Here is a 13,591-nt window from a genome sequence, read left to right as displayed (position 1 = left end):
AGAAGGACAAGGGGGATACAGAATATGGAGTTTCGTTACCTACCAATGACTGAATCAGACAAAAAGGAAATGATGGAGAAGGTTGGGATTACTTCTACTGAAGAACTTTTCTCAGACATTCCAAAGAAAGTAAGACTTAATAGAGATTTAGCATTGAAAAAGCCGACAAGCGAATTTCAATTAATGAAGGAGCTTACGCAGTTAGCGAGTAAAAACGTTAACACGAAAACACATACATCTTTTTTAGGTGCAGGTGTATATGATCATTATATTCCTTCTATTGTCGACCATGTGATTTCAAGATCAGAGTTTTATACTGCTTATACACCGTATCAACCTGAGATTTCACAAGGAGAGCTACAGGCAATCTTTGAATTTCAAACGATGATTTGTGAATTAACAGGTATGGATATTGCTAACTCTTCTATGTACGATGGTCCAACTGCACTAGCGGAAGCAACAAATCTCAGTGCAGCACAGACAAAACGTAAGAAAGTAATTGTGTCAAAAACAGTGCACCCTGAGTCGAGAGCGGTTATTCACTCCTATGCAAAAGGTCAAGGTATTGAGGTAATAGAGATTGATCATAAAGATGGATTAACAGACCTAGAGCAACTGCGCGAACAACTGACTGACGAAATTGCTAGCGTCGTCATTCAATATCCAAACTTTTTTGGGCAAATTGAACCTTTAGCAAAAGTACAGGAAATGTTAGCAGATCAAAAAGCAATGTTTGTTGTATCAAGCAATCCATTAGCCTTAGGTTATCTCACACCACCAGGTGAATTCGGGGTAGATATAGTGGTTGGAGACTCCCAAGTGTTTGGAATTCCAGCACAATTTGGTGGGCCACACTGTGGTTACTTTGCGACAACAAAAAAATTAATGAGGAAAGTACCAGGTAGATTAGTAGGGCAGACGGTTGATGAAGATGGTAAACGAGGATTTGTGTTAACGCTCCAAGCAAGAGAACAACACATTCGCAGAGATAAAGCTACATCTAATATTTGTTCGAACCAGGCACTAAATGCCTTAGCGTCTTCAGTGGCAATGAGTTCATTAGGAAAACAAGGATTAAAACAAATGGCCTGGCTTAACATGCAAAAAACACATTACGCGAAACAGAAGTTTGAAGAAGCGGGTGTTTCCGTTGTGTTTTCAGGTCCATCTTTCAACGAGTTTGTCGTTGATGTGAAACAGTCAGTAAGCGAACTAAATCAAGCCTTACTATCAAAAGGGTTTATTGGTGGGTATGATTTAGAATTAATGGATCCAACCATGTCTGGATATATGTTGGTTGCAGTAACAGAAATTAGATCAAAAGATGAGATCGATGCATTCGTCGAGGAAGTAGGTGTTCATGTTGGCTAATCAAGACTTTCCATTAATTTTTGAACATAGCAAATCAGGGAGAACGAGTTTTAGTTTGCCTGAATTAGATGTACCAGCATTTAACATAGAAGAATCTTTAGATGAGCAGTACATCCGTAAACAAGAGCCCGAATTACCAGAAGTAAGTGAGTTAGAGATCATCCGACATTATACAGGTTTATCGCGTCGTAATTATGGTGTTGATTCTGGCTTTTACCCATTAGGTTCCTGTACGATGAAATACAATCCAAAGATAAATGAGGATGTTATCCGATTAGATGGATTTAGTCATATCCATCCATACCAAGATACAACAACTGTACAAGGTGCATTGGAAGTGATGTATGATTTGCAACAATCACTAGCAGAGATAACAGGCATGGCTGAGGTATCACTTCAACCTGCTGCTGGTGCACATGGTGAATGGACAGGATTAATGATGATCCGTGCGTTTCATGAAGCGAATGGTGATTTTAATCGCACGAAAGTAATTGTTCCTGATTCCGCACATGGTACGAATCCTGCTTCGGCAACAGTTGCAGGTTTTGAATCGGTAACTGTTAAATCAAATGAGCGAGGGTTAGTCGATTTAGAAGATTTGAAACGTGTGGTTGGATCTGATACTGCTGCATTAATGTTAACTAATCCTAATACGTTGGGCTTATTTGAAGAAGAGATATTAGAAATGGCTAAAATCGTACATGAGGCTGGAGGACGTTTGTATTATGATGGAGCTAATTTAAATGCCATTATGGGCTACACACGCCCAGGAGATATGGGATTTGATGTTGTTCATTTAAATCTTCATAAAACATTTACTGGCCCACATGGGGGAGGCGGTCCTGGTTCTGGACCAGTTGGCGTTTCTAAAGAATTGGCGAAGTTCTTACCTAAACCAGTCTTAACTAAAAAAGAAGAGACATATGTATTCGATTATAACCGCCCAGATTCAATAGGAAGAGTAAAGCCTTATTACGGAAACTTCGGGATCAACGTACGTGCATATACGTATATTAGAACGATGGGGGCAGAAGGGCTCAAAAAAGTCAGTGAATATGCAGTGCTTAATGCAAATTACATGATGAGAAGCTTACAGGATGTCTACGTATTACCCTATAAACAACATTGTAAGCATGAATTTGTTTTGTCTGGCAAGACCCAAAAAAAATTAGGGGTACGTACGCTAGATATCGCAAAGCGATTACTAGACTTTGGTTATCATCCTCCAACCATTTACTTCCCGTTGAATGTGGAAGAGGCGATGATGGTCGAGCCGACAGAAACAGAATCCAAAGAAACTTTAGATGGATTTATTGACACGATGCTTCAAATTGCAAAAGAAGCAGAGGAGAATCCCGAGATCGTACAAGAAGCACCTTATTCAACGATAGTAAAACGGATGGACGAAACAACTGCAGCTAGAAAGCCGATTTTACGTTATCAAAAAGAAATTTAATAATAAAACCCCCTTCACATGACGAAGGGGGTTTAGTACTTTTTAGTAGCCTTTTTTAGCTTTTTTTATTTTTCCGCTCCATTTCTTAAATCCACCTTTTAGATGGTTCAAGTCTCGGTAGCCTTTTTTGTGAAGTAACATTGCAGCTCTTGATGAACGAGCGCCACTCTGACAGTACAAATAGATTGGTTGATCTTTACGTAGCTCAATTAATCGTTGGCGCATTTGCGTTAATGGTATATTTCTTGCCCCAAGAATATGACCAGCATCATACTCTTTTGGTTCTCTAACGTCGATCAGTTGTACTTTGCGGTAGCTCTCCCGGAATTCGTCCTCGGTTAATGTTTTTAAAATTCGTTGTTGTTTCATGTAACGATATACACTAACAATAACTAACGCGATCACTACGCCAATTAAAAGATATAATTCAAACATTGATGTTCCCCCGTTTATCTATAAAGTCTATTACTTATTATACGACGATTATACCATTTTTCAAAATATATTTCTTTAAGAAATATTAGGTAGTAACATGTAAATCGCCGAAACGTAATATTGTCAAGGTTTGTCTGGGTTTGTAAGAGTTTAATCCTGTGTCTAAGTTTTTTGCAAATCTAAAAAATATCTGTTTTGTAAATAAAATGATATTTTATCGTTCAATATCTATTAATTACATGTAATATCTTATGTTTTTGAAGTTGACAATCTAATGTTTAATTGTTCTTGATATCAATATATAGTATCTTTTTATTTTTCGAACACAATATATTGTTTTAAATTCCGGTTTTATGTTAAATTAGAAACTGCAAACAATAATTTGTTTAATCATCATAGATTTACATATATGTAATCTATTTAGTAGAGGAGAGATGTGGAAGATGGGAGCTGTGACAGAAGTCCGAATGGAGATAAATGTCGAAAAGTTGAACAAAGACATTCATTTGTTCCCTCAGGTCCATCCAATTACAAGCGACATGAAACTCACGCATAAAGGTGTTTCACGACTTGTAATGTTGGATCGTTACGCGTTTAAAGACACTGAAAAAATTACATTAAGTGAGGGCGACTTTGTCGTTTTGACTGTAAAATCAGATCCGAAGTTTCCAGCAAGAGGACTTGGATATGTAAAGTCAATAAACTGGCAAACAAAACAAGCTGATATTCAAGTGGACAAAGAATTTGTTTCTGTGCTAGATAACGAGAAGGAAGTAGAAACAGGTGTTGTCACACGATCATTAGACGTCATTGACAAACCGCTTGAGATTTATTATGAGCAAATTGCACGTCGAAATGCTACTGGTTTAGCCGAAGTAGAAGCTGACGAAGAAAATAGACAAACATGGTTTGAAAGGTTCTATCAAGAACTATCAAATCTAAACTTTATCCCTGCAGGACGTGTTCTTTATGGTGCAGGTGCAAACACAGAAGTAACTTATTTTAATTGTTATGTTATGCCTTATGTGAAAGACTCACGTGAAGGTATTTCTGATCACCGTAAACAAGTAATGGAAATCATGAGTCGTGGTGGTGGTGTTGGAACGAATGGTTCAACATTAAGACCTAGAAATACGTTAGCGCGCGGTGTAAATGGTAAATCATCAGGTTCTGTTTCTTGGTTAGATGATATTGCTAAATTGACACATCTTGTGGAACAAGGTGGATCCCGTTAATCACTCCAATCGGCGGGATTAAAATCTCGTGAATTGCTGGAATCCCCTTAGAGCTTTATCAACTACAACGTGACTGGCAACAGTGAGCGTGAATGTTAAAAATGATAAAGATTGGGCAATCAGCAGCGAAGCATCTTTGGAAACGAAGATGAACGTTCAACGACTATCGAAACTTCCTGAATTTGCCCAGAAATGCTATGATCAGTGTTTCTTGGATAAAAGGAAAGAGTAGACCGTACAACTAATACAAAAAGTACGGGGCGCGAGACAAAGAAGGTATTCTTCTTTGATGATATAGTCTGATCTCATGTGAAAGCATGAGAGCTGGGCAGAAATGACTCAGCCCCACTTAAAGTGGAGTAACAATAAGCGTGGAGCACAAATGATTATGTTAGCGGATTAAGTGTTAGTCCGCGTTATTCAGAAAATGAATAACAAGTAAATTGGGTGAATTGCGGGAAAATCCTTATAGTCAACTGAGCTACAACGTAACTAGAAATGGTAAACGTGAATGCTTAAAAATCAGTTGAATTGGACAATCCGCAGCCAAGCGCCTTTACTGGTGAAGGTTCAAAGACTATCGAAAGCTATCTTAAGTTAAAATAGTTAGTAGAGTAGGGATCTTATCCCGAAGCGCCCAACCCCTAACAGTAAAGCTGAGGGTGATGATATAGTCTAGTCCGTCTGCATATTGCAGAGTTAAAGTATCCTGAAAAGGACGGTAGAACGTGGCATCCAGACATTATTGAATTTATTATTTCTAAAATGCAAAATCCAAGAATTTTACGATTCTTAATTGAAAATACAGAAGATGATCACATCAAGCACTTAGCAAAAGAAAAGCTAAAGTTTACACCATTAACGGAAACAGAACGCGATATGTTCCAGGGAATTGTTAATTACAAAACAATGCCGGGACAAGGCGGTTTCCCGGATCGAGCAATTAAAGAGGCAGAAGAAAAATTAAACACTGGTGGAACCTACAGTGTTCATAATAGTGAGTTTCTAACAGGTGCTAATATCTCTATTTGTTTAACGAAGGAATTCATGGAAGCAGTAGAAAATGACGATTATTATGATCTTCGTTTCCCGAATGTAGAAGGTTATTCTGCTGAAGAGATGAAAGCTTACAATGAAACATGGCATGAATACGGTGATGTACGTAAATGGGAAGAATTAGGTTATGGCATCCGAGTTTATCGTAAAATCAAAGCAAAAGAGTTATGGAACCTAATAAATATTTGTGCAACGTACTCAGCAGAACCTGGTATTTTCTTTATTGATAATGCCAATGACATGACCAATGCTAAAGCGTATGGCCAGCAAGTAGTTGCAACAAATCCGTGTGGTAGAGCAGGTTAGTTTGCCTCACGTAAAAAACTGCGGAATAAAGCGGGAAGGCTGAAATGCTAATCCGAACCGAAGGCTATGGAAACCATAGTCAGGGGCAACGCATAGTGGGTGAAAAGATATAATCCCACCACGAGGCCGCAGCATTACAAACTCTGTAATGAAAAGATATGCTGAACTTATACGAAAAACAAGTATAAGAATCAAGGGATAAAAAGCCCTTGAGATAACAAAATTGGAACAACCACTCGCACCTTATTCTGTTTGTAATTTAGCTGCTGTTAACTTAGCTTCTGTAGCGGATAAGGTTAATAAGACAGTTGATTTTGAAAAATTAAAACAAACAGTCGAAACTGGCGTACGAATGCAAGACAACGTTATTGACGCAACGCCATATTTCCTAGAAGCCAACAAAAAACAAGCACTAGGAGAACGTCGTGTAGGACTAGGAGTTATGGGCCTACATGATCTGTTGATCTACTGTGAAACGGAGTATGGCTCCAAAGAAGGAAACGAGCTAGTCGATCAGATCTTTGAAACGATTGCTACAACGGCTTACAGAACTTCCATCGAACTAGCAAAAGAAAAAGGAAGCTTCCCATTCTTAGTTGGAGAAACAGAAGAAGAAACAAACCAACTTCGTGAAAACTTTATTAATACTGGCTATATGAAAAAAATGCCTGAAGATATTCGGGGAAATATCTTGAAATATGGGATTAGAAATTCACACTTACTAACTGTTGCTCCTACAGGTAGCACAGGGACCATGGTTGGGGTCTCTACCGGTTTAGAACCATACTTCTCCTTCTCTTATTTCAGAAGTGGAAGATTAGGTAAATTTATTGAAGTAAAAGCAGATATCGTTCAAGAATTTTTAGATGCAAACCCAGGTCAAGATCCAAACAATCTTCCAAATTGGTTTGTAACGGCTATGGAGCTTGCTCCAGAAGCACACGCGGATACACAATGTGTGATCCAAAAATGGGTAGACAGCTCTATTTCTAAAACAGTAAACGCACCAAAAGGTTATACAGTTGAACAAGTAGAAAATGTCTATCGAAGACTGTACAACGGTGGCGCTAAAGGTGGAACTGTATATGTCGACGGAAGCCGTGACTCACAAGTTCTAACTTTAAAAGCGGAAGATAATAGCTTTGATGAAAAAGAAGAAACTACTAAAGAATCAAACAAGCCACACGTTGTATTAATGGACACGATCCATGAGCTTGAAAAAACAAACGTAACGATAGGTTCTGAAGTAGGCGACACTTGTCCGGTTTGTCGAAAAGGAACAGTAGAAGATATTGGTGGCTGCAATACATGTACAAACTGTAATGCACAATTAAAATGTGGGCTATAATATTTTGAAGAAAAGGCGACGAATATGTCGTCTTTTCTATTTATCATTCTGTAATACGCTTGTCTATGATGAAAAACTAGTGTATCCTTTTTATGATGGGTAAAATTGCGGATTTAAGAAATGGAGGAGCACTATGCCAACACCGAGTATGGAAGATTATATTGAACAAATTTATATGCTAATTGAAGCAAAAGGGTATGCGCGTGTGTCCGATATTGCCGAAGCACTTCAAGTTCACCCTTCCTCCGTTACCAAGATGGTACAAAAGCTAGATAAAGATGAATACTTAAATTATGAAAAATATAGAGGCCTAATCCTTACGTCCCAAGGTAAAAAGATAGGTAAACGATTAGTTTACCGTCACGAATTATTAGAGCAATTCCTTGAGATCATCGGTGTAAATAAAGAAAATATTTACGATGATGTGGAAGGAATAGAACATCATTTAAGTTGGAACTCGATTGATCGTATTGGTGATTTAGTGCAATACTTTGAGGAAGATCCAAAAAGAGTTGAAGATTTAGAACTCATACATAAAAAATCAGAACAATAAAAAGTCTCGCATTTAGCGAGACTTTTTATTGTTTCTAGTCCTTATTTATTGGCCGTTAGTATGACTGCCTCACCTCTAAAAGACTGAACCAAGATATTGTCTGTTTTAATTTCTAGATATTCTTTTATATGTGAAGTTGCAGCACACATATAGTCATTTAGTTCTTGTTTCTCTTTCATGGATAACTGCATGCGTGAACACCATGATTCAAATTGAAAATATTTAGGGAAGCTACATAACTCTTCTATTCTAAACCCTTTGTGTTCTATCATATGGATCCATTCCGATTTTTTCCAAGCACGATGATGACTATAATCACGCTTTTTTTCTATTTCATTGTAATAAAAATCAAGCTCATCATTTTCAGGAGCAACGTTATCATCAAGGATAAGCGTACCACCCTTTTTTAATACGCGATAGGATTCTTGTAGAAATAATGATATTTTAGGAAAATGATGTGCTGCAATACGACAAGTGACCAGATCGAACTGTTCATCAGGAAACGGCATGTTTTCAGCGTCTCCACATATAAATGAGATGTTTTCATGACCGCATTCCAACGCATAAGCTTCTGCTTTTAACAACATCTGTTCTGTAAGGTCCAGGGCTACGACGTTTTTTGCAAAGGGAGCTAGAGCTAAAGCTGTATGCCCACCTCCAGTTGCTACATCAAGTACTGTTTCCGTACCTTGTAATTGCGTTAGATCAATAATCTTCTTTAAATCCTCTCCTTTCTTGTGAAGATCACTATTTACGTATGCATCCGCGTTATTTCCGAACTGTATTTGAATATCTTTTTTTATTGCCATCGTTCAAACCTCCAATTACGTTGTATAATTCAATCATAGTAGATATTCCTTTATAAGAAAATTACATAATTATTATCAATATCTATAAGGAAAAGTTATACCGATCAAACGAGGGGGAATTTTAGTGGAAAAACAGAAACTATTAGATTTATTTCACCAAGAGCTAAGAGTGGAAGCCAATGTGCAGGGATACATAAAAGAAGAAACTGATCATGTAATTCGTTATATGTCAGAATTGGGTGAGCGAAATTTTATTCTTTCATCTAATTTAAACGAACACAATGCAAAGCAAGTAATTAATCATGAAGCGCTTTACTTTAAAGAACTAAATCGAGAACTAGAATGGAAAGTCTATAGTTATGATCAGCCAGAGAATATAAAGGAACTTTTACAAGATGAAGGGTTTATCTTGGAAGTACCTGAAGCATTAATGGTTCTAGATATAAAACAGTATAATCTGACTTCATCTAATGATGTAATCGTGACAGAAATAACGGATAAACAGGGTATTGACGATATTGTTGCGCTTGAGGATAAAATCTGGAATGACTCTCACAGTGAATTAGGAGAGAGGCTATGGAGAGATAAACAAAATAACCCAAATTCGATTTTTCTCTATGGCATTTACAAGGATGAGCAACTGGTAAGTGCAGCATGGATGTACCTAGAAAGAAATGCTTCATTTGCTAGCTTGTGGGGAGGTTCTACATTACCGGAATACAGAAGAAAAGGGTATTATCAAGCGTTGATTCAAGCACGCGCAGCGAAAGCCTTGGAGTATGGTTACCCGTTTTTAACAGTGGATGCGAGCAAAATGAGTAAACCGATTTTAGAGAACAATGGTTTTATTTGTCTGACTTATTCCTATCCATGTGTGTTAACCGCGAAAAGGTCTTAGTTCTAATTACATCTCCCTATTATTATAAATAGAATAAAACAGGATCTAGGGGGATCAACGTGAACATTGATGGTGTGTTTTCCGGTGGTGGGGTCAAGGCATTTGCTTTTATTGGAGCGCTACAGAAACTAGAGGAACATAATTACTCTTTTGTCCGAGTTGCAGGAACTTCCTCGGGAGCTATCATAGCAGGCTTACTTTCTGCGGGTTATAAAGCAAACGAGATAGAGGAATTATTTAATGATTTAAACTTAAAGGAATTTTTAGATACAACGAAAATAGGGAAATATTTACCTTTTATAAAATGGTTTAGGCTCTATTTTACAATGGGTCTATATAAAGGAGCAGCCTTTGAAAAGTGGCTTTACCAAGTACTTGCCGAAAAAGGTGTGTATACATTCAATGATTTGCCGAAGGGTTCATTAAAGGTTATTGCATCGGATATAACTTTAGGCAGAATGATTGTTATACCTGATGATTTAGAGAGTTTGTATGGAATTAACGGTAGTGCATTTCCTGTATCAACGGCTATTCGGATGAGTGCAAGTCTTCCTTATTTCTTTATTCCTGTTACGTTTAAAAATAAAAAATATAAAAAAAGCGTCATCGTGGACGGTGGTCTATTAAGTAATCTTCCTATTTGGGTATTTGATCAACAAAGAGGTTCACAAAAGCGGCCCATAATTGGTATGAAGCTTAGTGAAACCATTTCTAGGTTACCATCAAAAGACGTTAGCAATGCCCTAGATATGGTTGAAGCACTAATAACAACGATGATGAAAGCGCATGATGCAAGGTATATCAGGAAAAACAAGATAAAAGATATATTATTCTTACCAGTAAAAGATGTGGATCTATCAAATTTGAAATTATCTAATGAAAAAAAGAATGAACTAATTGAACTCGGGAAAAACCATACTACTACATTCTTAAAGCATTGGCCATAAGGCAAGACTTATCAAATAAAAAAAGAAAAAATCGAGATCCTAAAAAGATGCTCGATTTTTTCTTTTTTGTTTATTCCCTTCAATAACACGAAGGTGAGTAGCTCGTTCTTTGGATTGTTTTCTTTTATTTAGCAATGGTGCTTGTTTCCTTGTTGCTTGAGACATAGATTTCTTAGCTAATTTATCTTGCTTATACTTCACTTTAGATTGCTTGACAGCTTTTTTATATTTTTTTAGGTCATTAGGCATCCGTTTTCTAAGGAAAAAATAGTAGACAGCACCATAAATTAAGGCACCAATAGCGATCATTACAACTAAATTTAGTAAAAAGGAAGCCGTGTCTGTAAACATATTAAATGCTAATCCAACAATTGCGAGACCGATAAGCACATATATGAAAACTGAAAACTTATGGCGTAACATTTTACAAATCCTCCTTTCGTGGTTAAATCGCCTACATAGAGATTTCCTTGATTACCTGTGTACCACTCATTAATTCTTATTCTACATCAATATTATGGAAAACACATAAAAATGATTGAATATTCATAATGCTTTGTGTTTCATGAACGAAACTAGATTCATATTCAATCATCCAGAGTTATTAATCTAGTCCATCATCGAAATAAGTATCGTAAGTGGATGGAGAAAATCTCAAATGTCGTAAGCGAAAAGCAAAGATGTAACAGAGAAAAAATAATAATAGTGCTCTTCCATTGCTTTATGTTTTGATACCAAAGCATAATCACCATCATTTTAATCAGGAGATTTTGTATTACATCCTAATAGTTAAATTGTTTCCTTTCTTAGGAAAAATATTCAACATTTCTATGTTTTTCTAATTATATTTTCAAGAAAATTATAAAAAAGTGTTTCGTATCTATTATATGTTTCTGTTGAAGCTTTCGTTATCGTTATATAAATATTATTTTACAGGAAAATTAAGCCAACCACTAGTGATTTTTATCATTCTACAGGGAATTACCATCGTATTTTTGCATGGAAAATAGGTAATTTGGTCATTCTATTAGCGGAGGTGTTGAATATGGAAAATGAGATGTTAGAACAAAATAAACAAGAAAAACCTGTATCACTTCTAACAAAAGCACTACTAACAGGGTTTGTTGGAGGTGTGCTATGGAGCATGCTCGGTGCATTGGCTGCCTATTTTAATTTTACTTCTGTTTCACCAGCATCTTTTATATTGAGATCATGGCTACAAACAGGATGGTCTGACTCCTGGTTAGGACAACTCATATCTATTTTTGTTATTGGAGTAATCTCCGTACTATTAGCTATTGTATATTATGGCTTATTTAGAAAAATGAAAAGTATATGGCCAAGTGCGATATTTGGAGTCGGATTATGGTTCATTGTTTATTTTTTGTTGCAACCGATCTTTCCAAACGTACCACAAATGGCTGAATTAAGTATGGATACGGTTGTTACAACTATTTGTTTATTTCTTTTATATGGAATATTCGTTGGATACTCGATTTCTTATGATTATCTTGATTCAGTAACGAAAAAAAACGTATAACATACAATCTACATCGTGAAATTAGGATGGTCTCTCATACACAAATTTTCACTAATTATGATAAACTAGATAAGTATGAAGAAATCATGGGACAAAGTGGGGAGATTAAGCGTGAAGAAGTTAATGCTGTTAAATGGTCCTAATTTAAACCGGTTAGGTAAACGTGAACCAGATATCTATGGAAGTAAAACATTATTAGATATTGAGAAGGACGTATTGGAACTAGTGAAAACGTATGACTATGATTTGAATGCTTTTCAATCGAACCATGAAGGTGAATTAATTGATATTATTCACCAAGCGGATGGTATCTATGAAGGTATTATTTTTAATCCGGGTGCCTATACACATACGAGTATTGCGTTAAGAGATGCGATTAGTTCTATATCTGTTCCTGTCATTGAAGTTCATCTATCTAATGTTCATAAGAGAGAGGATTTTCGGCATCAATCACTGTTAGCTCCAGTCTGTGTTGGGCAAGTAGTTGGATTAGGGGCCAAAGGTTATAGTTTAGCAGCATTAGCATTTATACAAGAAGAGAAATAAAGAAAGGATGAAGAACTATGGGGAAGTTAGATCAACTCCGTCAAGCATTAAAGGAGAATGAACTAGATGGATTATTAATTACTAGTTCATACAATCGTAGATATGTTACAAATTTTACAGGAACCGCAGGTGTGGTTCTTATTACTGAAAATGAAGCTATGTTAATTACAGACTTTAGGTACATAGAACAAGCAAATGACCAATTAACAGATTGCAAAGTAGTAGAGCATAAACAACCAATCAGCCTTGAAGTTGCCGATCAAGTGAAGCAATTAGGTGTTAAAAAGCTTGGTTTTGAAAAAGATGATGTAACTTTTGCTGTTTATGAACAATTTAAAAAAGAAATAGAAGCAGAACTAGTCCCTACTAGTGGAATTGTTGAAAAGTTACGCTTGATTAAGACAAAAGATGAGATTAATATATTAAAGGAAGCAGCAAAAATCGCGGACGCTGCATTCGATCACATTTTAACGTTCATCAAACCAGGTGTTCGTGAAATTGATGTTTCTAATGAGTTAGAATTTTTTATGCGCAAACAAGGTGCAGTATCATCTAGTTTTGATATAATTGTTGCATCTGGTTATCGTTCGGCATTACCACATGGTGTTGCTTCAGAAAAGATAATTGAATCTGGTGAACTAGTTACACTTGACTTTGGTGCGCTATACAAAGGATATTGTTCAGATATTACGCGTACAGTAGCTGTTGGAGAAATTAGTGAAGAGCTACATACTATTTACCATACAGTTCTTGAAGCACAACTGAAAGGTATGGAAGGTATTAAAGCGGGCATTACAGGGAAAGAAGCAGATGCTTTAACACGAGATCATATCAAAGAAAAGGGTTATGGTGAGTATTTTGGTCACTCAACTGGTCACGGGCTTGGATTAGAAGTTCACGAAGGACCGGGTTTATCTTTCCGTTCGAATCAAGTTCTAGAAGAAGGAATGGTCGTTACGGTAGAGCCTGGTATCTATGTGCCGGGAGTTGGAGGCTGTCGTATAGAAGATGATACGGTAGTAACGAAAGAAGGTAACGAAAGATTAAATTTCTCACCTAAAGAACTAATTATTTTATAAGGGATGCACTAT

The 13,591-nt window shown here is 36.5% G+C and carries 11 protein-coding genes and 3 pseudogenes; 11 read left to right on the top strand and 3 right to left on the bottom strand.

Going from position 1 to position 13,591, the window contains the following annotated elements; translation table 11 throughout:
- Positions 1-24 precede the first annotated feature (24 nt).
- A complete protein-coding gene (gcvPA, locus tag NYQ66_RS17505; RefSeq protein WP_259871340.1) occupies positions 25-1,371 on the top strand; it encodes an aminomethyl-transferring glycine dehydrogenase subunit GcvPA in 1,347 nt (448 codons plus the stop codon).
- Complete coding sequence (gcvPB, locus tag NYQ66_RS17500; RefSeq protein WP_259871520.1) at positions 1,364-2,827, top strand: aminomethyl-transferring glycine dehydrogenase subunit GcvPB; 1,464 nt, start codon at positions 1,364-1,366, stop codon at positions 2,825-2,827. Before gcvPA ends, gcvPB begins: the two co-directional genes overlap by 8 nt.
- Before the next feature lie 42 nt (positions 2,828-2,869).
- Here gcvPB and NYQ66_RS17495 read toward each other — a convergent pair whose 3' ends face one another.
- A complete protein-coding gene (locus NYQ66_RS17495; RefSeq protein ID WP_259871338.1) occupies positions 2,870-3,262 on the bottom strand; it encodes a rhodanese-like domain-containing protein in 393 nt (130 codons plus the stop codon).
- 443 nt (positions 3,263-3,705) lie between these two features.
- Between NYQ66_RS17495 and NYQ66_RS17490 the strand changes: the two are divergent.
- The 4 genes and pseudogenes from NYQ66_RS17490 to mntR all read left to right on the top strand — a co-directional run.
- Positions 3,706-4,494 (top strand): annotated as a pseudogene (locus NYQ66_RS17490) (ribonucleotide reductase N-terminal alpha domain-containing protein); the annotation flags it as partial.
- A gap of 732 nt (positions 4,495-5,226) precedes the next feature.
- Positions 5,227-5,847, top strand: a pseudogene (locus NYQ66_RS17485) (vitamin B12-dependent ribonucleotide reductase); the annotation flags it as partial.
- 238 nt (positions 5,848-6,085) lie between these two features.
- Positions 6,086-7,207: pseudogene (locus NYQ66_RS17480) on the top strand (vitamin B12-dependent ribonucleotide reductase); the annotation flags it as partial.
- Positions 7,208-7,340: 133 nt separating this feature from the next.
- Positions 7,341-7,760: a transcriptional regulator MntR gene (gene mntR / locus NYQ66_RS17475; RefSeq protein ID WP_259871337.1), complete on the top strand. Its 420-nt coding sequence runs from the start codon at positions 7,341-7,343 to the stop codon at positions 7,758-7,760.
- A gap of 41 nt (positions 7,761-7,801) precedes the next feature.
- Here the strand turns inward: mntR and NYQ66_RS17470 are convergent, their stop codons facing one another.
- Positions 7,802-8,569, bottom strand: a complete 768-nt coding sequence (locus NYQ66_RS17470) for a class I SAM-dependent methyltransferase (RefSeq protein ID WP_259871336.1) — start codon at positions 8,567-8,569, stop codon at positions 7,802-7,804.
- A gap of 124 nt (positions 8,570-8,693) precedes the next feature.
- On the opposite strand from NYQ66_RS17470, the gene NYQ66_RS17465 reads away from it, so the two are divergent.
- Complete coding sequence (locus NYQ66_RS17465; RefSeq protein ID WP_259871333.1) at positions 8,694-9,467, top strand: GNAT family N-acetyltransferase; 774 nt, start codon at positions 8,694-8,696, stop codon at positions 9,465-9,467.
- Positions 9,468-9,526: 59 nt separating this feature from the next.
- Positions 9,527-10,414 carry a patatin-like phospholipase family protein gene (locus tag NYQ66_RS17460; protein WP_259871331.1) on the top strand — a complete coding sequence of 296 codons (888 nt, stop codon included), beginning with the start codon at positions 9,527-9,529 and terminating at the stop codon, positions 10,412-10,414.
- Positions 10,415-10,453: 39 nt separating this feature from the next.
- Here NYQ66_RS17460 and NYQ66_RS17455 read toward each other — a convergent pair whose 3' ends face one another.
- A complete protein-coding gene (locus NYQ66_RS17455) occupies positions 10,454-10,837 on the bottom strand; it encodes an SA1362 family protein (protein ID WP_259871330.1) in 384 nt (127 codons plus the stop codon).
- Between the two features lie 622 nt (positions 10,838-11,459).
- Here NYQ66_RS17455 and NYQ66_RS17450 point away from each other — a divergent pair.
- From NYQ66_RS17450 to NYQ66_RS17440, 3 genes are all read left to right on the top strand, one after another.
- Complete coding sequence (locus NYQ66_RS17450) at positions 11,460-11,954, top strand: YqhR family membrane protein (protein ID WP_259871329.1); 495 nt, start codon at positions 11,460-11,462, stop codon at positions 11,952-11,954.
- A 111-nt stretch (positions 11,955-12,065) separates the two neighbouring features.
- Positions 12,066-12,500 carry a type II 3-dehydroquinate dehydratase gene (gene aroQ, locus NYQ66_RS17445; protein WP_259871327.1) on the top strand — a complete coding sequence of 145 codons (435 nt, stop codon included), beginning with the start codon at positions 12,066-12,068 and terminating at the stop codon, positions 12,498-12,500.
- Between the two features lie 17 nt (positions 12,501-12,517).
- The gene (locus NYQ66_RS17440; RefSeq protein WP_259871325.1) at positions 12,518-13,579 is read left to right on the top strand and encodes a M24 family metallopeptidase; all 1,062 of its coding nucleotides are present in this window, start codon (positions 12,518-12,520) and stop codon (positions 13,577-13,579) included.
- Positions 13,580-13,591 lie beyond the last annotated feature (12 nt).

The organism is Aquibacillus koreensis (assembly GCF_025154055.1).
Lineage (GTDB): Bacteria > Bacillota > Bacilli > Bacillales > Amphibacillaceae > Aquibacillus_C > Aquibacillus_C koreensis.
Note: the sequence above shows the minus strand (reverse complement) of the source record. Positions and strands in the feature narration are given on the sequence as shown.